This is a genomic window from Stenotrophomonas sp. STEN018, assembly GCF_056760235.1.
The window spans coordinates 44,862-68,412 of record NZ_JBRREK010000008.1 but is presented as its reverse complement, the minus strand read 5'-3'; the positions used below and the strand labels follow the sequence as shown (position 1 = coordinate 68,412).

Annotated in this window: 17 protein-coding genes and 1 riboswitch; of the genes, 10 read left to right on the top strand and 7 right to left on the bottom strand. The window is 63.1% G+C overall.

Annotation, left to right across the window (positions count from 1 at the left end; all coding sequences use genetic code 11):
* Positions 1–23: 23 nt before the first annotated feature.
* From ACVOMB_RS05020 to thiC, 5 genes are all read right to left on the bottom strand, one after another.
* Positions 24–926, bottom strand: a complete 903-nt coding sequence (locus tag ACVOMB_RS05020) for an AraC family transcriptional regulator (RefSeq protein ID WP_481530168.1) — start codon at positions 924–926, stop codon at positions 24–26.
* Between the two features lie 133 nt (positions 927–1,059).
* A complete protein-coding gene (locus ACVOMB_RS05015; RefSeq protein ID WP_481530167.1) occupies positions 1,060–3,327 on the bottom strand; it encodes a winged helix-turn-helix domain-containing protein in 2,268 nt (755 codons plus the stop codon).
* Between the two features lie 247 nt (positions 3,328–3,574).
* Positions 3,575–4,258 carry an ion channel gene (locus tag ACVOMB_RS05010; RefSeq protein WP_481530166.1) on the bottom strand — a complete coding sequence of 228 codons (684 nt, stop codon included), beginning with the start codon at positions 4,256–4,258 and terminating at the stop codon, positions 3,575–3,577.
* A 56-nt stretch (positions 4,259–4,314) separates the two neighbouring features.
* Complete coding sequence (locus tag ACVOMB_RS05005; protein WP_481530165.1) at positions 4,315–4,872, bottom strand: DUF4136 domain-containing protein; 558 nt, start codon at positions 4,870–4,872, stop codon at positions 4,315–4,317.
* 139 nt (positions 4,873–5,011) lie between these two features.
* Positions 5,012–6,886: a phosphomethylpyrimidine synthase ThiC gene (gene thiC / locus ACVOMB_RS05000; RefSeq protein ID WP_481530164.1), complete on the bottom strand. Its 1,875-nt coding sequence runs from the start codon at positions 6,884–6,886 to the stop codon at positions 5,012–5,014.
* Positions 6,887–7,001: 115 nt separating this feature from the next.
* Positions 7,002–7,103: riboswitch (TPP riboswitch) on the bottom strand.
* Between the two features lie 270 nt (positions 7,104–7,373).
* Here thiC and ACVOMB_RS04995 point away from each other — a divergent pair.
* Entirely contained in the window at positions 7,374–8,954 is a 1,581-nt protein-coding gene (locus ACVOMB_RS04995) for a BCCT family transporter (RefSeq protein ID WP_481530163.1), read from the top strand.
* Positions 8,955–9,248: 294 nt separating this feature from the next.
* Here the strand turns inward: ACVOMB_RS04995 and ggt are convergent, their stop codons facing one another.
* Positions 9,249–10,952: a gamma-glutamyltransferase gene (ggt, locus tag ACVOMB_RS04990; protein WP_481530162.1), complete on the bottom strand. Its 1,704-nt coding sequence runs from the start codon at positions 10,950–10,952 to the stop codon at positions 9,249–9,251.
* Between the two features lie 262 nt (positions 10,953–11,214).
* Entirely contained in the window at positions 11,215–12,042 is an 828-nt protein-coding gene (locus tag ACVOMB_RS04985; protein WP_481530161.1) for an AfsR/SARP family transcriptional regulator, read from the bottom strand.
* Between the two features lie 641 nt (positions 12,043–12,683).
* Here ACVOMB_RS04985 and ilvC point away from each other — a divergent pair.
* The 9 genes from ilvC (at position 12,684) to gdhA (ending at position 23,500) form a co-directional block, all read left to right on the top strand.
* On the top strand, positions 12,684–13,658 hold the full coding sequence (ilvC, locus tag ACVOMB_RS04980) for a ketol-acid reductoisomerase (RefSeq protein WP_481516359.1): 975 nt from the start codon (positions 12,684–12,686) through the stop codon (positions 13,656–13,658).
* Positions 13,659–13,696: 38 nt separating this feature from the next.
* On the top strand, positions 13,697–15,424 hold the full coding sequence (ilvG, locus tag ACVOMB_RS04975; protein ID WP_481530160.1) for an acetolactate synthase 2 catalytic subunit: 1,728 nt from the start codon (positions 13,697–13,699) through the stop codon (positions 15,422–15,424).
* Complete coding sequence (locus ACVOMB_RS04970; RefSeq protein ID WP_057632948.1) at positions 15,408–15,659, top strand: ACT domain-containing protein; 252 nt, start codon at positions 15,408–15,410, stop codon at positions 15,657–15,659. Before ilvG ends, ACVOMB_RS04970 begins: the two co-directional genes overlap by 17 nt.
* A 111-nt stretch (positions 15,660–15,770) precedes the next feature.
* A complete protein-coding gene (locus ACVOMB_RS04965) occupies positions 15,771–16,871 on the top strand; it encodes a threonine dehydratase (RefSeq protein WP_481530159.1) in 1,101 nt (366 codons plus the stop codon).
* The gene (locus tag ACVOMB_RS04960) at positions 16,868–18,421 is read left to right on the top strand and encodes a 2-isopropylmalate synthase (protein ID WP_481530158.1); all 1,554 of its coding nucleotides are present in this window, start codon (positions 16,868–16,870) and stop codon (positions 18,419–18,421) included. The genes ACVOMB_RS04965 and ACVOMB_RS04960 overlap by 4 nt, the downstream gene beginning before the upstream one ends.
* A gap of 35 nt (positions 18,422–18,456) precedes the next feature.
* On the top strand, positions 18,457–19,875 hold the full coding sequence (gene leuC, locus ACVOMB_RS04955; protein WP_481530157.1) for a 3-isopropylmalate dehydratase large subunit: 1,419 nt from the start codon (positions 18,457–18,459) through the stop codon (positions 19,873–19,875).
* 166 nt (positions 19,876–20,041) lie between these two features.
* The gene (gene leuD, locus ACVOMB_RS04950; RefSeq protein ID WP_481530156.1) at positions 20,042–20,620 is read left to right on the top strand and encodes a 3-isopropylmalate dehydratase small subunit; all 579 of its coding nucleotides are present in this window, start codon (positions 20,042–20,044) and stop codon (positions 20,618–20,620) included.
* A gap of 340 nt (positions 20,621–20,960) precedes the next feature.
* Positions 20,961–22,022 carry a 3-isopropylmalate dehydrogenase gene (gene leuB, locus ACVOMB_RS04945; protein ID WP_481530155.1) on the top strand — a complete coding sequence of 354 codons (1,062 nt, stop codon included), beginning with the start codon at positions 20,961–20,963 and terminating at the stop codon, positions 22,020–22,022.
* Positions 22,023–22,150: 128 nt separating this feature from the next.
* A complete protein-coding gene (gdhA, locus tag ACVOMB_RS04940; protein ID WP_481530154.1) occupies positions 22,151–23,500 on the top strand; it encodes an NADP-specific glutamate dehydrogenase in 1,350 nt (449 codons plus the stop codon).
* Positions 23,501–23,551: the final 51 nt, after the last annotated feature.

Below are 23,551 nucleotides of genomic sequence, written 5' to 3'. Positions count from 1 at the left end.
GGTGCGTTAAACACCCCTGAACGTTACGTTCGTACTGCCACCTTGGTTTTGCGTGAGCCGTCCTTAAGCTTTGCCGAATCTGGCTTCAACGCTTCCGGCAGCTCACGGTACTGCGTGGCCGATGCACCAAAACGTGCCCGGAACGCCCGTGCAAAACTGCAGCAGTTGTCAAAACCGCTGGCAGAGGCCACTTCACCGATCATCATGTCGGTATCGCGCAACAGCATCGCTGCACGCTCCAGTCGCAGCCGCGCCGACAAGGACTGTGGACTCTCTTCATACAGGCTCTGGAAGGTCTTGGACAGATACCAGCTGGAGAAGTTGGTCAGCTCGGCCAGCTCGCCGATGCGCACGACGCGGTGGCTGTTGCCTTCCAGATACATGCGCGCACGCTGCATGCGGCCGAATACCTGACGCTTGCGGATACGCGAACGGCCAGGGCAACGCTGCACGGTGCCGGCAAGGTCACGCTGCAGGGAGGCAAGGTGCAGCAACAGCGGGCGTAGCTGGTGGATGGTAGAACCCGGCGCCTGCGCTTCGCGCCACAGGCGCAGCGCCAAACGCGCCTCCGCCAGGCTCATTCGACCACGGCCGGTATAAACACTGCTGTCAGCCAGTGTGCCGAGCATGCGCAAGGCATCGGCATCCAGACTGACACCAATGCACATGCCATCACGACCAGCCTGGATCAGCGGGCGCGATTCTTTCTCGAACGCGATCCACTCGCGCTGGCGCAGGCGGAACTTGCCTTCCTTGGATTCGACCCAGGCAGTGCCACGCAGCTGCAGCCAGACGGTGAATACAGTACCTGAGGTCTGCAGGCTGCCCAGCCGGGCCACACCGACACAGGCTGGCCGCGGACCATCCTCTGCTGGTTTTTCAAACGAAACCGACTGACCACGATCCACCCACGAAACCTGCCGCATGTCGCACACCATCGTTTACTTTTATTGAGCGAACGTTTTGCCAACTTTGGCGATGCGCGTCAGGAAAGTCCGGCGAGAAAGCTGCGAATTCTTCCCGATAATGACTACGAAATATTTCCGAAGCCACTATTCCCTACGGCGACAACCACTTAGCCAAGCCCATCACCCGCTGCGGCGCACGTTGCGGGATGTGCATCATCCCGATATCGACATTACCAGTGGCGGCCAAAGCGATGAAAACCGCCTTTCCATCTGGTGCCAGACTCAGACCATTGCTCGCGCTGAAGCGAGTGGCATCCAAACACTGACTATTCCCATCACCTGCGATGCCAGTAAGCCGGCTGCTGCAATCCCGGCTGATGTCCAGGTATTCCACGGCACCGCTGGCAGCCACGGCCCAAGCTCGGTAACGCCAGCGACTAGGCAATTCAGCGTGCACGGTTTTCACACTGTCCTGGCTCAAGCTCGGTGCCACCTGCCAAAGCCCACCACTGGCCAATCGGGTGAACAGCACCCGTTGCCCAGCGCGGTCGTACCGCACCTGCGACACGCCTTCCAATGATGCCAAACGTTTCCACGGCTGCTGACTGCGGTCAAACAAGGTCAATACCATCCGCTCGTCATCACCACGCTCCACCACCAGCAGCGTATCGGCGGCAGGCCCATACACCGCTTGCAGCGGCTCACGTGCAGGTACCGGCAGCTTCACCCAATTGCCTTCTTCCGGCGCGACTTCATAGATACCAGGTGCGCCACCAGCATCACGCCCGGTCACCAACAGATGCCGCCCATCACCGGACCAGTCCATGGGTTGCCGCGCTTCAGGACGTACCCCTTCGATCATCTGCAGGGACGCAGGTTCATTCAAGCGCGCCCACCACAGCGCAAACGCACCGGAACGATCGGAGGTGAACGCCAACTGCGCGCCATCGGGCGAAACCATTGGCTGGCCATCACGCGCCGAGGACGCAAACAGATGCTGCGGCGTGCCTGGATCAGGCCCCAGCGGAATGCGAAACAAACCGTACTGCGGCTGGCTGCGCATGAACGCCAGGTTGGCACCGCCACGCGACGCCGCGGGACTCTGTGCGTTATCAATGCCCATGTCACGCAGGGCGCGCGTCGCCACATCCAACCGATACAGGCGCGCTTCGCTGTCAATACGGCGACCGAATACCATTTCGTCCGAGCCCAACCAACTCCAACCTCTGATTTCGGCGGCCTCTTCGGTCAAGCGCTGCGCATTGCTGCCATCGGCATCCATCACCCACATATCCCCCACCTGGGGATTGCGCACGAAACCGATCTTTTTCCCGTCCGCCGAGTAGCGCGGCGCATAGTCGAAATCGTCGGCACCCATCTCGTACTGCAACGATGACCAGCGTCCTGATGCCAGGTCCAGACTGCGGATGCCGCGGCTCGCATAACGGCCAGTCATGGAACCAAACAACAGACTCGCACCGTCCGCAGCCCAGTCAAAGCTGAGCATGTCGGCACCATCGCAACGGGTAGCCCGGCGCAGGCCGGTACCAGTCGCCGACACTACCAACACCTCGCAGTCGCCCTGCGGCAAGAAGCGCGCAAAGGCGATATTGCGGCCATTTGGCGACCACACCGGGAAGCGGTCCGAGGCCCCGACCGGCGTCGCAAGCAATGGTGTGGCGGTCGCGTTGCTTACACTCTGTATCCACAAGCTGGAGCTGTTGTCCTTCTCGCGCGCGAACACAACCAACGCACCATCGGGTGAGAGTGAAGGATTGACCTCAACGTCTTCGGTAGCGGTAACCAACCGATAGGGGCGCGCAGGACTGCCCACCACCCGGTTTCCCTCGGCAACCGTTGCATCCACCTGCGAAGGCGCATCACGCCCCCACAACAACCATGCCATCACCAGCGTGCTGAGCAACAAGGCAATGCCGATTACCAACAGGCCATAACGACGCACCTTGCGACGTTTGTAGCGCCTTGCTTCGCGCGCGCCTGCAGGCAATGAATCAGCGACTGGCGTATCCGCGCGCTCGAGCACATCAACAGCCGCGACATCCGGGCTCGGCTCCCAAACCACCGCGGCAATTAGTCGATATCCGGTTTTAGCGATGGTCTCTATATAAGATGCACCCTCACCGGCGTCGCTTGCGGCAAATGCCTTGCGCAGCTGGGTCACGGCCTGGGTCAGCACGTCATTGGTCGGCATGGTGTCCGGCCAGACCTCGGCAAACAGCTCATCGCGCGTCACCACCTGCCCTTGCCTGCGCGCAAGCACCAACAAGACCCCCACCGATTTTGGTGTGAGCCGCTGGATCCTGCGTGTCCCTGGCAGGTGCACCTCACGAGAGGAAAGCACCACCAGACACTCACCGACGCGCAGTCGGTCAGAGCTAGGTTTTTCGGTGGGGTTCATTGCCATCGCGGTCTTTCAAAGTCGCTGGCGGACACCAATCCTGTGTCCAGCTTTCCGGGTCCAATCCCTTGCAAGCCGCCAAATTCCGCAAAAGGCATCAACGCACAGAGCAAATGTTTTATCTGGAACAGATATTACTCTAACGGAGTTCCCCACGTGCCAAACGTGGACGACATCAGGCTCTCTCTCGCCGACGAAATTACATAATCAGCTACATGATTCGCGCCTTCTGGCGCGATTTTTTTATCTAGCGTTCAGTTTTCTCTGCCTTGTAGATGGTCAGGCCAACCAGCCTCGAAACCACCAACGCAACGTACATAACGCCTGCAAACTGCTCCAGCATCACCAACGCACGTGCCTGCGGATGCACAGGAACCACGTCACTCAGGCCCACCCCTGACAACAAGCTGAAGCTGAGATAAAGCAACTCGACCCAGCTCCTGAAATCACCTTCGCTGGTGGCCACAAAACTGCCTGGGTAGACGTGTTGGCACACTGAATAGGCAAATGCGAATGCCCACGCCAGCAAGGTAAAGGTAGCGCCGGCGGCAAACAGCTCATCGCGGGTGACCTTGTGGTCCTGCAGCATGTAGGCAATCAGGCTGCACGAGGTATAGAAATACAGCAGGCTCTCAAATGCCTGCGCTACAGCGATCAGCGAATGGCTCCCCAGCAAAGCGCCGGCGAGCGAAAACACCACCGCCGGGATTGCCAGCGTCAACGCCAGCCATAGCAGCAGCGGACTGCGCCGCACCACCCATACCGCTAAACCCAACACAACCATGCCGAATACGCCGAACAACGCGCGTCCGGCCGGCATATGCTCCATCGCCGGGTAAAGCAGTACACCTAGCAGCTGCACCGCCAGCAACCACGCCGACGGGTGCCTGCGCGCCATCACGATCCATTTCAAGCGCGACTGCATACGCATCCTTTCAATGCCGGTGCCGGTCGGTGCAGTTGAGCCATGACCAGCAGATCTGGACCTCAAGGAATCGGATTAGCCGCCATCCCGGCGCGATACGGGTAGGTGGCGAAGATCGCCGCCACCGCCGCATCGATCCGCTCGCCACGCTGTTCCGGCTTCAGCCGCCCCACCGTACCGACCGCAATGCCCTCCCAAACCAATTGCTTCTTCCGCACATCCACCACGTCCACGTTCAAGGTGCCCTCGGTGTACTGGCGCACATCAGTGCGATCGCGCCAGTACGGCACGGCGACATAGCCGCGGGCGCGATAGCTGTAGTAATAGTCGTAGTCCACTTCCGGCATCGTGGTGACCTGGGTCTTGTCCTGCAGATAGGCGTTGAGGTTCACCCACAGGTCCGGATTGGCTTCATCGAAGCGGTAACCGCGCGACTCCATCTGCGCGCGCACCGCGGCGCGGATGCGGTTGCTGGTGATGGTGGTATAGCCGTGCTGCTCAAGTGCCAGCGGGCTGAAGAACGCAAAGCTGCGGTAGCTGGAAAAATCGGCAGTGGGATCTGCCTGACTGGCGACGCGCGGGGTGCTGGCGCAGGCGCCCAGCAGGAGCAGCGTGGACAAGACGAAAAGCAGAGAAACAAAGCGAAGTTTCATGGCCTACCCCTGGTGTGGACGGCTGCACGCTAACACGTCCGTACCCGTGCTGGCGTCAATCAGCGGCCGGGGCACCCGCGTGGATGCCCGGCCCCGACTCACCGGCTTATTCGACCCGGTAGACCTGCGCGCCCTGCTCGCGGAACTGCGCCGATTTCTCGGCCATCCCGGTCGCCAGCGCCTGCGCCTCATCCAGCCCCTGCTCGGCGGCGTACTCACGCACATCCTGGGTGATCTTCATCGAGCAAAAATGCGGGCCGCACATCGAGCAGAAGTGGGCCAGCTTGTGCGCATCCTTCGGCAGCGTCTCATCATGGAATTCCTTGGCCTTCTCCGGATCCAGACCGAGGTTGAACTGGTCTTCCCAGCGAAACTCGAAACGCGCCTTGCTCAAGGCGTTGTCACGGACCTGCGCCCCCGGGTGGCCCTTGGCCAGATCGGCGGCGTGCGCGGCGATCTTGTAGGCCATGATGCCATCGCGCACATCCTGCCGGTTGGGCAGGCCCAGGTGCTCCTTCGGCGTCACGTAGCAGAGCATCGCGGTGCCATACCAACCAATCATCGCCGCACCGATCGCACTGGTGATGTGGTCATAACCCGGCGCGATATCGGTGGTCAGTGGCCCCAACGTATAGAACGGTGCTTCACCGCACTCCTGCAGCTGCTTGTCCATGTTCTGCTTGATCAGCTGCATCGGCACATGGCCGGGACCTTCGATGATGGTCTGCACATCGTGTTTCCACGCAATCTTGGTCAGCTCGCCGAGCGCTTCCAGCTCACCGAACTGTGCCGCGTCATTGGCATCGGCAATGCAGCCCGGGCGCAGACCGTCACCGAGACTGAAGGAGACGTCATACGCCTTCATGATCTGGCAGATGTCTTCAAAGTGCGTGTAAAGGAAGTTCTCCTTGTGATGCGCCAGGCACCACTTGGCCATGATCGAGCCACCGCGCGAGACGATGCCGGTGACGCGCTTGGCGGTGAGCGGCACATGCCGCAGCAGCACGCCTGCATGGATGGTGAAGTAGTCCACGCCCTGCTCGGCCTGCTCGATCAAGGTGTCGCGGAAGATCTCCCAGGTCAGCGCTTCGGCGCGACCATCCACTTTCTCCAGCGCCTGGTAGATCGGCACGGTGCCAATCGGCACCGGCGAGTTACGCACGATCCATTCGCGCGTCTCATGGATATGCTTGCCAGTGGACAGATCCATCACCGTGTCGCCGCCCCAGCGGATCGCCCATACCAGCTTCTCCACTTCCTCCGCGATACCGGACGACACCGCGCTGTTGCCGATGTTGGCGTTGATCTTGGTGAGGAAGTTGCGGCCGATGATCATCGGCTCGCACTCCGGGTGGTTGATGTTGTTCGGCAACACCGCGCGGCCGCGCGCAATTTCATCGCGTACGAACTCCGGCGTGATGATCTGTTGGATGTTGGCACCAAAGCTCTGCCCCGGATGCTGCGCAAGCAGACTGGCATCACGCACCGCGTCCAGTCGCTGGTTCTCGCGGATGGCGACGTATTCCATCTCAGGGGTAACGATGCCACGGCGTGCATAGTGCATCTGGGTGACATTGGCAGTGCCGATGGCACGCCGGGGCAGTGTGCGGCCGGGGAAACGTACGGCATCGAGTTTGGCATCGTGCTGACGGCCACGGCCGAATTCGGAACTGAGCCCAGCCAACTGCTCGGTATCGCCGCGCTCCTCGATCCAGGCTGTGCGCACCGCTGCCAGCCCCGCTGCCAGATCAATATTGGCCTGCGGATCGGTGTAAGGACCAGAGGTGTCGTACACGGTGACCGGATGATTTTCCTCGCCACCAAACAAGGTTGGCGTGCGGGTCAACGCAATCTCACGCATCGGCACCTGCAGGTCCGGGCGCGAGCCTGCGACGAATATCTTGCGCGAACCGGGAATCGGCCGGGTCACCGACTCTGAGAGTTGCTGGGCCTGTTGCTGCAGGCTGGGCTGTGCGTTCATTGGCATTCGTCCTGTCTATCCACACGCGAAGTGCGAAGGCCACGCGAGGGATTCGCATGACGGAACGAAGCGAAGGCGTACGCCAACCAGCCCTGGCCCATTGCGGGCACATCGACTGGCGGCACACGAAGCTTCCCTACGCCGGTATGAGCCGGATCAGGTTCGAAGGGTATGTCTCAACCGTGGCCCAATGGCCGCGGTACCCCCGCTTCGGGCGTCATTAGACCTGCAATCGACGGGAATGCCAACCCGGCGGGAACGAGGGTTGGCTCGCTGCGGGTACAGCCGTCAAGCACATGACCTCACAGCTCACTAACGTAATCGTGACGTGCCATTCAGTAGCATGCAGCTGCGGCTGATTCCCAATGACTGCCTTGCGGCGCTTGCCGCTCCCCCTTTCCCGGCCCGTTGCCATCGTGCACGCCGGTTGTCCTGCAAGCTCAGGCTCGCTCCCCTCAATCGCTTATTTGATCGGAGAAGCTCCTCCATGGTGTTTCGTGTCTCCATCGCACTGGTCGCGCTGCTGGTGCTGATTGCCGGCCTCGCGCCAGGCCCCTTCAACGACGTGGTGCAGACCACGCTGACGCAAGTTGTGCGTGGCGCCGGCTGGATGTATCTGCTGATCGTGTTCCTGACGCTGTGTTTCCTGCTGTATCTGGCGTTCGGGCGCTTCGGTAGCCTGCGCATCGGCGGCGAAGATGCCGAGCCGGACTTTTCCCGTGCAAGCTGGCTGTCGATGCTGTTCGCCGCCGGCATGGGCATCGGCCTGGTGTTCTGGGGCGCGGCCGAGCCCGTATCGCATTTCGTCACCCCACCGGAAGGCCTGGCGCCGCAAAGCATGGATGCCGCCCGTGCCGCGATGCGCTACTCGTTCTTTCATTGGGGCCTGCACCCGTGGGCGATCTATGCGCTGATAGGGCTGGCAATGGCCTGGTTCCAATACAACCGCAACGGCCGCGGACTGATCAGCGACATGCTGCAACCCGTCATCGGCCGCCATCATCGTGGCTGGGTCGGCAAGCTGGTGAACATTGCCGCCGTGGTCGCCACTGCCATCGGCGTCGCCACCACGCTGGGGTTCGGCACCATCCAGATCGCTGCCGGCATGCAACGGGTGTTCGGCGTGAGCGCAGGCGTGCCACTGCAGATGACCGTCATCGCCATCGCCTTTGTGCTCTACATGATCTCCACCACCAGCGGCGTGGACCGTGGCATCAAGTGGTTGTCCAACTTCAATCTGGCGTTGGCGGCATTGCTGCTGGCCGCAGTGCTGGTGCTCGGCCCCACCGGCTTCATCTTCGATACCTTTACCACCACGCTGGGCTCCTACCTCAACCAGCTGGTGACGATGAGCCTGCGCATGTCGCCGTTCTCCGGCAGTACCTGGGTCGCGGACTGGACCATCTTCTATTGGGCCTGGTGGATCGCCTGGGCGCCGTTCGTGGGCGCGTTCATTGCGCGGGTGTCGCGTGGCCGCAGCGTGCGCGAATTCGTGGTCGGGGTGGTGCTGGCACCAACCCTGCTCGGCTTCCTGTGGTTCTCGGTGTTTGGCGGCACCGCGCTGTGGGCGGAGTTGTTTGGTCAGGCCGATCTGGTCCAGGCGCTGGGCAATGGCTATGAAACGGTACTGTTCACGCTGTTCGACAGCATGCCGGCCTCGTTGCTGCTGTCGGGCCTGGCCTTGGTACTGCTGGTCATCTTCTTCGTCACCTCCGCCGACTCTGCGGTACTGGTGCTGGCCAGCATGTCCACCGACGAAGCCGGCGATCCACCGTTGTCGCGCAAGCTGGTATGGGGTATTGCCATCGCACTGATCGCCGCGGTGCTGCTGCTGGCAGGCGGGCTGGATGCACTGCAGGGCATGATCACCATTGCAGCATTGCCATTCGCGTTGTTGATGGTGCTGGTGATGATTTCGCTGTACCGGGTACTGGACGCCGAGCACAACCGGCAACGTCGGCTCGCACAACGCGCGCGACACATGATGGAGGCGTGGATCGAGCGCGAGCAGGCAGCGCAGGAAGAAGCGCGGGCAGCCACTGAGCGTTCGTCAGGTCTCGACAAGTAGACGGGAGCTCCGGAGGGCTGTGAATTGCCGTGGTGTATGTGACTGGCTTGGCACCCAGCTGCGCAATGTGGCTGAACAATTGGGTGGTAAGGACGGCAGCGAAGAGCTACCCCTCCCCAACCCTCCCCTTCGCTGCGCGAAAAGGAGGGAGCCGTTCTTGGCGATCTTCAAGATGGCGACGGAGCCGCTTCTACCCCCTCCCTTTCGCGCAGCGAAGGGGAGGGTTGGGGAGGGGTGCTTTGGCTTTGGCTTTGGCTTTGGCTTTGGCCCTGCCACAACCACAAGAAGCGAAGATCAGTACCCCGCCGCCTGCCCATCCTTGCGGCTTTCCGAAGCGCCGTAGTAAACGCCGCTCTCCGGGTCACGCATGATTGCCTGATAACCACCATAAGGACCGTCGGCAAACACCACGCGGTGGCCCTTGCGCATCAGGCTGCGCACCGTCTCATAGGCAAAGCCGGTTTCAAGATTGACCTCGCCGCCGTCATTCATCGCCGTGGCTTGCCCGGTCGGCTCGGTGGAGCCTTCATGCTGGATGCGCGGCGCGTCGCCGGCCTCCTGCAGGTTCATGCCGAAATCGACCAGGTTCATCACGATCTGCGCATGGCCCTGCGGCTGCATCGCGCCACCCATCACGCCGAAGCTGGCGAACGGCTTGCCATCCTTGGTGATAAAGGCCGGGATGATGGTCTGGAACGGTCGCTTGCCCGGTGCATAGCCGTTGGGATGGTCCTTCTGCAGTACAAACATCTCGCCACGATCCTGCAGGATGAAGCCCAGCCCCGGCGGCGCCATGCCGCTGCCCATGCCGCGATAGTTGGACTGGATCAATGAAACCATCATGCCGTCGGCATCAGCCACGGTCATGTAGATGGTGTCGCCCTGCTCCAACTGCCTGGGCGTGCCCGGCTGCACTTCCTTCAAGGCCTTGTCCATCGAGATCAGCGCACGGCGCTGTGCGGCGTACTCTTTGGAGATCAACCGCTGTACCGGCGCCGGCGAGAATGCCGGGTCCGCGTAGAAGCGTGCACGATCAGCGAAGGCCAGTTTCTTGGCCTCGACGAACAAATGGATATGTTCTGCCGAGCCAAAAGGAATCTTCGAGAAATCGTAGCCCTCCAGCACATTGAGGATCTGCAGCGCGGCGATGCCCTGGCTGTTCGGCGGCAGCTCCCACACGTCGTAGCCGCGATAATTGCTGCTGACCGGCTCGACCCACTCGCCCTGATGCGCGGCCATGTCCTCGTAGCTCAGATAGCCGCCATTGGCCTTGAAGTAGTCACCAATGCCGCGAGCGATGTCACCTTTGTAGAACGCGTCGCGGCCGCCATCGGCGATCTGCTGCAAAGTGTTTGCAAGATTCGGGTTGCGCCACATCTGCCCCTTGCGCGGCGCGTGCCCATCGATGGTGAATTGCTCCTTGAAGCCCGGATACTGCGACAGCTTTGGCACCGAGCGATCCCAGTAGTAGGCAATGACCTCCGACACTGGATGCCCTGCGCGCGCATAGGCAATTGCCGGGGCCAGATTTTCAGCCATCGGCTTGCGTCCGAAGCGTTCGTGCAGGGCGAACCAGCCATCCACCACGCCAGGCACCGACACCGGCAACGGCCCGGTTGCTGGAATTTCCTTCAAGCCACGCCGCTGCAACTCCGCCAGCGTCAGCGAGCGCGGCGAACGGCCTGAGCCGTTGTAGCCATGGAGCTTTTGCGTCTTAGGGTCCCAGACAATCGCGAACAGGTCGCCGCCAATGCCGTTGCCGGTAGGCTCCATCAATCCCAGCGCAGCGTTGGCAGCGATGGCTGCGTCCATCGCCGAGCCGCCCGCCTTCATCACGTCGAGCGCGATCTGCGTGGCCAGTGGCTGCGACGTGGCCGCCATTGCGTGCGGCGCGATGACTTCCGAGCGGGTGGCAAATTCATGACCGGTGATGCGGTCTGCGGCAAACGCCGTTACCGGCACAGTAGATAGAGCAAGCAACAACGCGGTACGCAGCATGGCGGGCAACCAACAAGGGAATGGCTGGACGATAGCCCAGCCACCGCAACGACGCACGCCTTGCGCATGCGCCTCCTACTGCATTCCCCGTCGCCCAAGCGTTCAAGCAAGCTGAGCTGGACCGCGGGCATCGGACTGTCCTTGTGGGAGCGGCGTCAGCCCCGAAGCAGGGACATCTTCAGATGAAGAGGTTTGAGCAAGCTCAGCTTCGCGGCTCACGCCGCTCCCACAGACAAACAGCAGCACCACCGGCAACCCGGCCCTACATCCGCGCAGACGCCATTCCAAGCAAGCCGGCTGCCTCGTGTCCGCCGCTGGGCGCGCTACTGATCTGTTCCAGCAGGCCGCGCGTCTCCTGGCCTGGATCCAGGCCCAGTTCCTGCCGCAGTACCGATTCGAATCGCTGGTAGACAGTGAGCGCCGCAGCACGCATGCCGGTACCGGCATGGGCGCGCATCACCCGCCGGGTATGTGCCTCATTCCAGGGATCACGCTGACTCAAGGCATTGGCCAGCTGTATAGCGGGCTCCCAACGCGCTGCATCCAGCATTTCATCGCAGCAGCGCGCCGCCGCATCAAGCAGCTGCGCGTCCAGCAACTGTCGGGTGCTCGCCAGCCAGCTCTGGAAGTTGGAATCGGCAATGTCCTCCATTCCATCCAGGAACACCCGCTGCTCGCCCATCAGCTGGACCGACTCCCACGACGTCTGCTGCAGCAGATCGACATCGAACAGTGCCTCGCTGCCGCGCATCAGACCAACCGCAGAGCGCTCGATGCGCAGGATGCCCTGCCCCAAAGCCAGGGTGCAGAAGCGATTGAGGTTGCTCAGCACTTGGCGCAGGTTGGTCAGGGCGCTGGTCTCGCCCAGGTTTGGCCACAACAACGCCGCCAGCGCTGCCCGCGAATGCATGCGGTTGCACTCGATCGCCAGGTAGCCGAGCAGGGTCAAACCCTTCCGATAGATCAGCGGTGCAGGCAACCCACCCCCCTGGCCCATCAGCTGCACCAGACCTGTCGCCGGCTCGCCACTGGGTCCGTCACAGCGGTGCGCGCCTGCACACGTTACGTCCTGTCCTGTTAACTGCATCATGGCTTCCCTCCTCCGGCAGGCCCAGAAAAGAGCCTCTTACTTGCTAAACCGGCAAAAGCGGCGTAATCCAATCACCACCGGGCGATATTTTTCTCCCGCGCCAATCCAAGCTCCCGGATTGGCCCGAATCCGCGCAATCCAGCCTCAGCCGTTGATTGAACATGTAGGTTTCAGCCGCAACCATGCCGCCACGACGGGGTTTACGCACCGAATCCAGAAAATCACACCTGCAAGCGTTGACACGCACCTACCTGCGGTGGTTATCTCGACTGATGCTGCAACGCCACAACACCACCGCCAACTCGTCTTCGACCCCGGCTCACGCCGCGGCGTCGCTGCTTGTACTCGTACTTATTACCGAACCTACAGGGGCGGGACGAGCTGGCGCGTAGCAGAAAATGCCAGATTCGAACAAAGACCCCGCACCGGCCCCGGCGCGGGGTTTTTCGTTTCCAGCTTCTATTTCATCTGAAACCATGTACCCGACCTCAGACACCTCCAACAAACACACCGCCAACGCCGCCTGCCGCAGCGCTGCGACCTGCATGGTGTCTGCCCCGCCCGCCCCGGCCGCTGCGTCCTGACGCAACGGCCGTTTTTATTTCTGCCTGACTCTCTTCATTGCAAGGAAACCAAGCACCATGAGCACCAACGAACTGCCCCAGATCAAAATCGCCGTCGTCGGTTACGGCAGCCAGGGCCGCGCCCATGCCATGAACCTGCGTGAATCCGGCTTCGACGTGGTTGTCGGCCTGCGCGCTGGCGGCCCCACCGAAGTCAAGGCGCAGGCCGATGGCTTCACCGTCAAGAGCCCGGCCGAAGCGGTCAAGGACGCCGACCTGGTCGCCGTGCTGACCCCTGACATGGTGCAGAAGAAGCTGTACAACGAGGTACTGGCCCCGAACATGAAGCAGGGCGCCTGCCTGCTGTTCGCGCACGGCCTGAACGTGCATTTCGGCATGATCGAGCCGCGCGCCGATCTGGACGTGGTGCTGGTCGCACCCAAGGGCCCGGGCGCACTGGTGCGTCGCGAGTATGAAATCGGCCGCGGCGTGCCGTGCATCTACGCGGTCTACCAGGACAAGAGCGGCAAGGCCGAGCAGTTCGCACTGGCCTATGCAGCTGGCTTGGGCGGCGCCCGCGCCAACATCATCAAGACCACTTTCAAGGAAGAGACCGAAACCGATCTGTTCGGCGAGCAGGCCGTGCTGTGCGGTGGTGCTTCCTCGCTGGTCCAGGCCGGCTTTGAAACCCTGGTCGAAGCTGGCTACCAGCCGGAAATCGCCTACTACGAAGTGCTGCACGAACTGAAGCTGATCGTCGACCTGTTCTACGAAGGCGGCATCACCCGCATGCTGGAGTTCATCTCCGAGACCGCGCAGTACGGCGATTTCGTCAGCGGCCCGCGCGTGATCGATGCCTCGGTGAAGGCACGCATGAAGGACGTGCTGACCGACATCCAGAACGGCACCTTCACCAAGAACTGGGAAGCCGAGTACGAAGCCGGTCTGCCGAACTACAAGAAGTTCCAGCAGGCCGACAAGGAACATCCGATCGAAAAGGTTGGCAAGGAACTGCGCGCCAAGATGGTTTGGCTGCAAGGTCAGACTGCGTAATCCGCGGTCGCCCACCCGCAACTGGCAAAGGTCGCTGCATGAACACTTCCACCCCCGGTGCGCCCCGTAACGGCGCACGCTGGCTGACGCAGGCTCTGGAAGCCGAAGGCGTGCAAACGCTGTTCGGCTACCCGGGCGGCACCATCATGCCGTTCTACGACGCATTGGTGGACTCCAGCCTCAAGCACATCCTGGTACGACACGAGCAGGGCGCGGCGCTCGCTGCCAATGGCTATGCCCGCGCAAGCGGCAAGGTAGGCGTATGCGTGGCCACTTCCGGCCCGGGTGCGTCCAACCTGGTCACCGGCATTGCCGACGCCATGCTCGACTCGGTACCGATGGTGTGCCTGACCGGTCAGGTCGCTACCCCGCTGCTGGGTACCGATGCCTTCCAGGAACTGGATGTGTTCGGCATGACCTTGCCGATCGTCAAGCACAGCTGGTTGGTGCGCAGCGTTGATGAGCTGCCGCACGTGGTTGCCGAAGCCTTCCGTGTCGCCCGCGAAGGGCGGCCCGGTCCGGTGCTGATCGACCTGCCCAAGGACGTGCAGTTGGGCGATGCCTCGCATCTGCCCGAGCACGTGCCGGCCTCGGTGGACCCGGTGCCGGCACCTTCGGCCGAACGCCTGGCTGCTGCGGTGGAAATGATTGCCGCTGCCGAAAAACCCGTGATCTACGGCGGTGGCGGCATCGGTCTGGCCGATGCGGTTGGCGAGTTCCGTCACTTCGTCGAAAGCTCCGGCATCCCAACCGTGCTGACCCTGCGCGGTCTGGGTGCGCTGCCGGCCAATCATCCGCAATACCTGGGCATGCTGGGCATGCACGGCACCCGCGCCGCCAACATGGCGGTGCAGGAGTCGGACCTGCTGATCGTGGTCGGTGCCCGCTTCGATGACCGCGCCACCGGCAAGCTGGCCGAGTTCGCCCCGTTCGCCCGCGTCATCCATCTGGATGCCGATGCCTACGAGATCTCAAAGCTGCGCGCGGTCGACATCGCCATTCCCGGCAACGTCAAAACCGGCCTGCAGGCACTGACCAGCATCCGCAGCAGCTGCAACAGCTGGCGTGCACGTTGTGCCGCCAACCGTGAAAAGTTCGCCGCCCGCTATGACGCCCCCGGCCATGACATCTACGCACCAGCGCTGCTGAAGCGGCTGAGCGAAGTGGCACCGCCGGATACCGTCATCGCCTGCGATGTCGGCCAGCACCAGATGTGGGTGGCGCAGCATTGCCGCTTCAATCACCCGCGCAATCACCTGACCTCAGGCGCGCTGGGCACGATGGGCTTCGGCCTGCCGGCAGCGATGGGTGCGCAGTTCGCCTGCCCCGATCGCACGGTGGTGCTGGTCTCCGGTGACGGCAGCTTCATGATGAACGTGCAGGAGCTGGCCACCATCGCCCGCTGTCGCCTGCCGGTGAAGATCGTGCTGCTGGACAACTCCTCGCTGGGCATGGTCCGGCAGTGGCAGGAGCTGTTCTTCGCCGAGCGCTACAGCGAGATCGACCTGTCCGACAACCCGGATTTCGCCGCGCTGGTGCAGGTGTTCGGCATCCCCGCCACCCGCATCACCCAGCGTGCGCAGGTTGAAGATGCACTGGCTGCGATGCTGGATACGCCCGGCCCGGCGTTCCTGCACGTGTCCATCGATGCACGCGCCAACGTGTGGCCACTGGTGCCACCCAACAACGCCAACAGCACCATGCTGGACAGCAACCCAGCCCATGCCAAGGCAGCGCAGGAGAGTTCCAATGCAATACCGGCTTGACCTGGTGCTGAAGCCTGCCGAAGGCGCGCTGGTGCGCGTGATCGGCATGGTCGAACGGCGCGGCTTTGCCCCCAGCAACATCGCCGGCAACCGCAATGCCGACGATGCCGGCCGCTGGCACGTGCAGATGGACATCCATGGCACGCGTCCGCCGGAAACCCTGTGCCACCAGCTGCAGAAGGTCTACGACTGCGAATCCGTGCGGCTGGTACCGGTAGCAGGTGCCAGCGTATGAGCAGCGACGTAAGTGGCGTACCGGTAGTACGCCGCCGCAAACAACGGAGGCGTCTTCTTCGACGCGAACAGCCGACAGCTGGTTCGCTCGTATCCGGTGACGGCCACGTACATGCCTGACCGTGGCCGCGCCGTCGCAGTTGCAACACCCGCTGACGCCTTGAACGTCAGCGTTGCCGACGTATTGGCCGCGCAGGCCCGCCTGCGCCGTTTTCTGCCGCCTACCCCACTGCATTACGCCGAGCGTTTCGGTACCTGGCTCAAGCTCGAAAACCTGCAGCGCACCGGTTCGTACAAGGTGCGTGGCGCCTTGAACGCGATGCTGGCTGCACTGGAGCGCGGCGACGAACGCCCGGTGATCTGCGCCTCGGCCGGCAACCACGCCCAAGGCGTGGCCTGGGCCTCGCACCGACTGGGCGTGCAGGCCATCACGGTGATGCCGCACGGCGCACCGGCTACCAAGATCGCCGGCGTCCAGCATTGGGGCGCCACCGTGCGCCAGCACGGCAACAGCTACGACGAAGCCTTCGCCTTCGCCCGCGAGCTGGCCGAGCAGAACGGCTACCGCTTCCTGTCCGCCTTCGACGACCCCGACGTGATCGCCGGGCAAGGCACGCTGGGCATCGAGTTGGCACCGCATGCACCGGACGTGGTGATCGTTCCGATCGGCGGCGGTGGCCTGGCCTCCGGCGTCGCCCTGGCCTTGAAATCACAGGGTGTGCGCATCATCGGCGCGCAGGTTGAAGGCGTCGACTCGATGGCACGCGCGATCAAGGGCGATGTGCGCGAGATCGACCCGGTGCCGACCCTGGCCGATGGCGTCAAGGTGAAAATCCCGGGCTTCCTCACCCGCCGCCTGTGCGCCAGCCTGCTCGACGATGTGGTCATCGTGCGTGAAGCCGAGCTGCGCGAAACCCTGGTGCGGCTGGCACTGGAAGAACACGTCATCGCCGAAGGTGCCGGCGCCCTGGCGCTGGCCGCTGGCCGACGCGTGTCCGGCAGGCGTAAGTGTGCGGTGGTATCCGGCGGCAACATCGATGCCACGGTATTGTCGACCTTGTTGTCTGAAGTACGCCCCAGTCCACCGCGTAAACCTCGACGGCGTAACGCCGAACGACTTAGAAGCCGTGTCGTTGCATCGACACAGCGCAGCTCCAAATCCGAATCCCCCAAATTTTCCGTTACCGCCGCAGTCGAGGAGACCCTCTGGTGAATACTCCAACCAACAATACCCCGCGAATTACCATCTTCGACACGACCCTGCGCGACGGTGAGCAATCACCCGGCTGCAGCATGACCCCACCACAGAAGCTGGTGATGGCAAGGGCGCTGGCGGAACTGGGCGTGGACGTGATCGAAACCGGTTTCCCCGCAAGTTCGCAGTCCGACCGCGAAGCCATGGCCTTGATCGGCCGCGAGGTACGACAGCCGGTCCTGGCAGTGCTGTCGCGCTGCCTGGCCGGCGATATCGAAACCTCACTCAAGTCATTGGAGGCCGCAGCGCGCCCGCGCCTGCATCTGTTCCTGTCCACCAGTCCGCTGCACCGCGAGCACAAGCTGCGCATCAGCAAGGAACAGGTGCTGGAATCGGTGCACAAGCATGTGAGCATGGCGCGCGGCTATCTGGACGATGTCGAGTTCTCCGCTGAAGACGCCACCCGCACCGAGCTGGACTTCCTGACCGAAGTCACCCAGGTCGCCATCGCCGCCGGTGCGCGCACCATCAACCTGCCCGACACGGTTGGCTTCACCACGCCGGAAGAAATCCGCGCGATGTTCCAGCACGTGATCGGCAATGCCGCCGGTGCCGACAAGGTCATCTTCAGCACCCACTGCCACAACGATCTGGGCCTGGCTGTGGCCAACTCGCTGGCCGCCATCGAAGGCGGCGCGCGGCAGGTGGAAGGCTCGATCAACGGCATCGGCGAGCGCGCCGGTAACTGCGCGCTGGAAGAAATCGCGATGGTGCTGAAGGTGCGCAACGCCTTCTACAACTTCGATACCGGCTTCGATACCCAGCGCATCGTGCCGACCTCACAGCTGCTGCAGCGTCTGGTCGGCATGCCGGTCCAGCGCAACAAGGCCATCGTCGGCGCCAACGCGTTCGCGCATGAGTCCGGCATCCATCAGCACGGCATGCTGCGCAACCGCAACACCTACGAAATCATGCGTCCGGAAGACGTGGGCTGGGAATCCTCGCAGATGGTGCTGGGCCGCCACAGCGGCCGCGCCGCGGTCGAAGCACGCCTGCGTGCGCTGGGCTATTGGCTGGAAGAAGAAGAGCTGAAGCTGATTTTCGAGCAGTTCAAGGCACTGTGCGAACAGCAGCGCGTGGTTACCGACGCCGACCTGCAGACCCTGATGCAGGGTACCTCCAGCAGCGACGGTTACCGTCTGGCCTCGATGACCATCAGCGACGTCGGCAGCCGCGCCAATGCACTGGTCGAGCTGTCCGATCCGGAAGGCAACCGCGTGGCCGAAACCGCGCAGGGCGACGGTCCGGTCGATGCCCTGTTCTCGGCACTGTCGGCAGCCACCGGCGTGCAGCTGACCCTGGACAGCTACCACGTGCATAGCGTCGGCATCGGTGCCGATGCACGCGGCGAAGCCAACCTGAGCGTGCGCCACGAAGGTGAGATCCTCGAAGGTACCGGCACCAGCCGTGACATCATCGAAGCCAGCGCGTTGGCGTGGCTGGATGTCACCAACCGCCTGCTGCGCCAGCGTGAAAGCAGCACCACCGAGGAAGCCGTCAGCGCCTGAGCGCGACGGCAGAACATAGGCAACGGAACGAACCAATGAGCTCCGCACCCAAAACCCTGTACGACAAACTGTGGGACGCGCACGTTGTCGTTCCCGAAACCGACAGCGCGCCGGCCGTGCTGTACGTCGACCTGCACTTGATCCACGAAGTCACCTCGCCGCAGGCCTTCACCGAGCTGCGCGAGCGCGGCATCAAACCGCGCCGCACCGACCGCACCAAGGCGACGATGGATCATTCCACGCCAACCTTGCCGGCCGGCCCGGATGGCAAGCTGCCGTATGCCAGCAAGGCATCCGAAGCGCAGGTCGAGACGCTGGCGAAGAACTGCGCCGAGTACGGCATCGAGCTGTTCGATCTATCTTCGGCCAACCGCGGCATTGTCCACGTCATCGCCCCGGAGCAGGGTTTCACCCAGCCGGGCATGACCATCGTCTGCGGTGACAGCCACACCTCCACCCACGGCGCGTTCGGCTCGCTGGCATTCGGCATCGGCACCAGCGAAGTCGGCCACGTGCTGGCCACGCAGTGCCTGCTGCAGCGCAAAGCCAAGACCATGGCGATCACTGTCGATGGCGCGGTTGCGGCTGGCGTTGGTGCCAAGGACGTGGTGCTGCACATCATCGGCGTGATCGGCGTCAACGGCGGCACCGGCCATGTGCTGGAATTCCGTGGCTCGGCTATCCGCGCGATGGACATGGAACAGCGCATGACCTTGTGCAACATGTCGATCGAAGCTGGCGCCCGTGCCGGCATGGTGGCACCGGACCAGATCACCTTCGACTGGGTCGCCAAGACCCCGCGCGGCCCCAAGGGCGCCGACTTCGACAAGGCCGTTGCGTACTGGTCCTCGTTGAACAGCGACGAAGGCGCGCGCTTCGATGTGGAAGTGCAGATCGATGCCGCCGACATCCGCCCGACCCTGACCTGGGGCACGCACCCGGGCACTGCGATTGCAGTTGATGCGCCGATCCCGGCCGCCAACGATGCCGCCGCGCAGAAGGGCCTGGACTACATGAAGTTCGAGGCCGGCCACAGCTTGATCGGCACGCCGGTGGACGTGGTGTTCGTCGGCTCCTGCACCAATGGGCGACTGAGCGACATGCGCGAAGTCGCGCAGGTACTGCGCGGTCGCCGTGTCGCCGATGGCGTACGCATGCTGGTGGTGCCGGGTTCGGAAATCGTCAAGCGCGATGCCGAGGCCGAAGGCATCCATGAGATCGTGCGTGCCGCCGGTGCCGAATGGCGTGAGCCGGGCTGTTCGATGTGCATCGCCATGAACGGTGATCTGGTCGCACCGGGTCAGCTCGCCGTGAGCACCAGCAACCGCAACTTTGAAGGCCGCCAAGGCCCGGGCTCACGCACCTTGCTGGCCTCGCCGATGAGCGCGGCGTGGGCTGCAGTGAATGGCCGCGTTGCCGATACCCGTGAGCTGTTTGCCAAGGAGGTGGCGTGATGGCCGTAGCTTTTGCCCTTCTCCCTCCGGGAGAAGGTGCCCCGAAGGGGCGGATGAGGGCGACCGCTGCTCATTCCGGCAAACACCCTGCGCAAGCGCACCCTCATCCGGCGCTGCGCGCCACCTTCTCCCGGTGGGAGAAGGGCTACGTACTGGAGCTGTACTGATGGCCGCACTGACCAGCATCGTTTCGCGCAGCGTGGTACTGCGCCAGACCAATATCGACACCGACCAGATCATCCCGGCGCGCTTCCTGTCCACCACCGAGCGTGCTGGCCTGGGCAAGAACGCCTTCAATGACTGGCGCTGGCAGGCCGATGGCTCGCCGAATGCGGAGTTCGCCTTCAATCAGCCGCACAACCAGGGCCGCGCAATCCTGTTGGCGGGGCGAAACTTTGGTTGTGGCTCCTCGCGTGAGCATGCGCCGTGGGCGCTGACCGATCTGGGCCTGCAGGCGATCGTCAGCAGCGAGATCGCCGACATCTTCCGCAACAACTCGCTGAAGAACGGCCTGTTGCCGATCGTGCTGGACGAAGCCGACGTGCAGGCGCTGATGCAGAACCCGGATGACGAACTGACCGTGGATGTCGCAGCGCGTGAGCTGCGTACTTCCAGTGGCAAGACCTATAGCTTCCCGTTGGATGGTTTCTCGCAGACCTGCCTGCTGGAGGGCGTGGATCAGCTGGGTTGGTTGCTGGGCCGGGTGGATGAGATCGAGCGGTATGAGGCTGCTCGCGCGGTGTGACGAAACACCCCTCCCCTTGCCGGCGTAGCCGGCAGGGGAAGGTTGGGAGGGGGTTGGCTTTGGCTTGTTCTGCTCGAAGAGCAACGGCAGAAGCTACCCCTCCCCAACCCTCCCCTGCGCCTTCGGCGCAAGGGAGGGAGTAAATCTGCGTCGCCTCTGCAGGGCAGCGCGCGAAACACCCCTCCCCTTGTCGGCGCAGCCGGCAGGGGGAGGTTGGGAGGGGGTTGGCTTTTGCTTGTAGTGCTCAAACGGCAACGGCAGAAGCTACCCCTCCCCAGCCCTCCCCTGCGCCTTTGGCGCAAGGGAGGGAGCTCCCAACAACTGCAACCGGAACCCTTACATGCAAGCCAACATCGTCGTACTGCCGGGTGACGGCATCGGTCCTGAAATCACCGCCGTTGCCGTCGATGTGCTCAAGGCCATCGCAAACCGTTTCGGCCATAGCTTCAGCTTCAGCGAACACGACATCGGTGGCATCGCCATCGACAATCATGGCGAGCCGCTGCCGGCAGCCACCCTGGACGCCTGCAGCAAGGCCGATGCGGTCCTGCTCGGCGCCGTCGGTGGCCCCAAGTGGTCCGACCCGAATGCCAAGGTGCGCCCGGAGCAAGGCCTGCTGGCGATCCGCAAGGCGCTGGGCCTGTATGCCAACCTGCGCCCGGTACGCACCCACCCAGCCGCACTCAACGCCTCGCCGATCAAGCCCGAACTGCTCAAGGACGTGGACTTCGTGGTGGTGCGCGAGCTGACCGGCGGCATCTACTTCGGCGACAAGAGCCGCGACGCCGACAGCGCCAGCGACCTGTGCCGCTACACCGTGGTCGAGATCGAGCGCGTGCTGCGCAGCGCCTTCCGCCTAGCCCAGCAGCGTCGCGGCAAGCTCACCTCGGTGGACAAGGCCAATGTGCTGGAAACCTCGCGTCTGTGGCGTGACATCGCCGCACGTATCGGCCGCGAAGAATTCCCGGATGTGGAACTGGGACACCAGCTGGTCGATTCCATGGCCATGCACCTGATCGCCAAGCCGCGCGTCTACGACGTGATCGTCACCGAGAACATGTTCGGCGACATCCTCACCGATGAGGCCTCGATGCTGGCCGGCTCGTTGGGCCTGCTGCCTTCCGCCTCGTTGGGCGAACAGGGCAAGGTCGGCATCTACGAGCCGATCCACGGCTCGGCGCCGGATATCGCCGGCAAGGGCATCGCCAATCCTTATGCCACCATCTTGAGCGCAGCCATGCTGCTGCGGCATTCGCTGGGACTGGAGGCCGAAGCTGCGGCCATCGAGCAAGCGGTCAGCACCGCACTCGACGGCGGTCACTTCACCGCCGACCTCGCCGCACAAGGGCAGGCGCTCAACACCCAGCAAGCCGGGCTAGCCGTGCTTGCGCAGTTGAACTGATGTAACCGGACGCGGCCCTTGGCCGCGTCTTTTTTTGCGGGCCGTTCCCGCTGGGTGGATACCACACCGATTCTTCATTGGACCCGCTTCTATTGGACCCGCTCTTCAGGTCCCGCACCAACAAAGGAATGACTTTGAACTACCGCACCCCCGACGACTTCCTGGCCTATGTGGCCAAGCGCGACCCCAACCAATCCGAGTTCCTGCAGGCGGTTAAGGAAGTGGCACACAGCCTGTGGCCGTTCCTGCAGCAGAACCCCAAGTACACGCAATATGGGTTGTTGGAACGTCTGGTCGAGCCGGAGCGGGTCATCCAGTTCCGCGTCGCCTGGGCCGATGACAAAGGCCAGACCCACGTCAATCGCGCCTGGCGCGTGCAGCACAGCTCGGCGATTGGTCCGTTCAAGGGCGGCATGCGTTTCCATCCGTCGGTGAACCTGTCCATCCTCAAGTTTCTCGCCTTCGAACAAACCTTCAAGAACGCCTTGACCACGTTGCCGATGGGCGGCGGCAAGGGCGGCTCGGACTTCGACCCCAAGGGCAAGAGCGATGGTGAAGTGATGCGCTTCTGCCAGGCGCTGATGCTGGAGCTGTATCGCCACCTTGGTCCCGATACCGATGTGCCAGCCGGTGATATCGGTGTTGGCGCACGCGAGGTCGGCTTCATGGCCGGCATGATGAAGAAGCTCAGCAATGACGCCTCCAGCGTGTTCACCGGCAAGGGCCTGGCCTTTGGCGGCAGCTTGATGCGGCCGGAAGCCACCGGCTTCGGCACGGTCTACTTCGTCGAGCAGATGCTCCATCACGCCAAGCGTCAGACCCACGGCGCCAAGGTGCTGGTTTCAGGCTCCGGCAACGTCGCCCAGTACGCAGCGATCAAGGCCAGCGAACTCGGCGCCAAGGTACTGACCTTCTCCGATTCCGGCGGCACCCTGTACGCACGCGATGGTTTCGACGACACCGCCATACAGGAAGTGATGGCGTTGAAGAACGAACGCCGTGGCCGTCTGTCCGAGCTGGGCGACGATGCCCGTTTTGAATTCCTTGCCGACCGTCGCCCCTGGCATATCCCGGCCGACATCGCCCTGCCCTGCGCCACCCAGAACGAGTTGGACGAAACCGACGCACGCACCCTGGTCCACAACGGCGTGCTGTGCGTGGCCGAGGGCGCGAACATGCCGTCGACGCTGGAAGCGGTGGATGTATTCCTGCAGGCCGGCACCCTGTACGCCCCGGGCAAGGCCAGCAATGCCGGCGGCGTGGCGACCTCTGGCTTGGAAATGAGCCAGAACGCGTTGCGCCTGTCCTGGCGCCACGCCGATGTCGATGAGCGCCTGCACGTGATCATGAAAGAGATCCATGCCAACTGCGTGCATCACGGTGTTCGTGCAGATGGCAGCGTCAACTACGTGGACGGCGCCAACATCGCCGGCTTCGTCAAGGTTGCCGACGCAATGTTGGCGCAGGGCCTGTACTGAGCACCCAGCCCAGGCCCGGATAGAAACTGGCGGCACCTGCGGGTGCCGCGC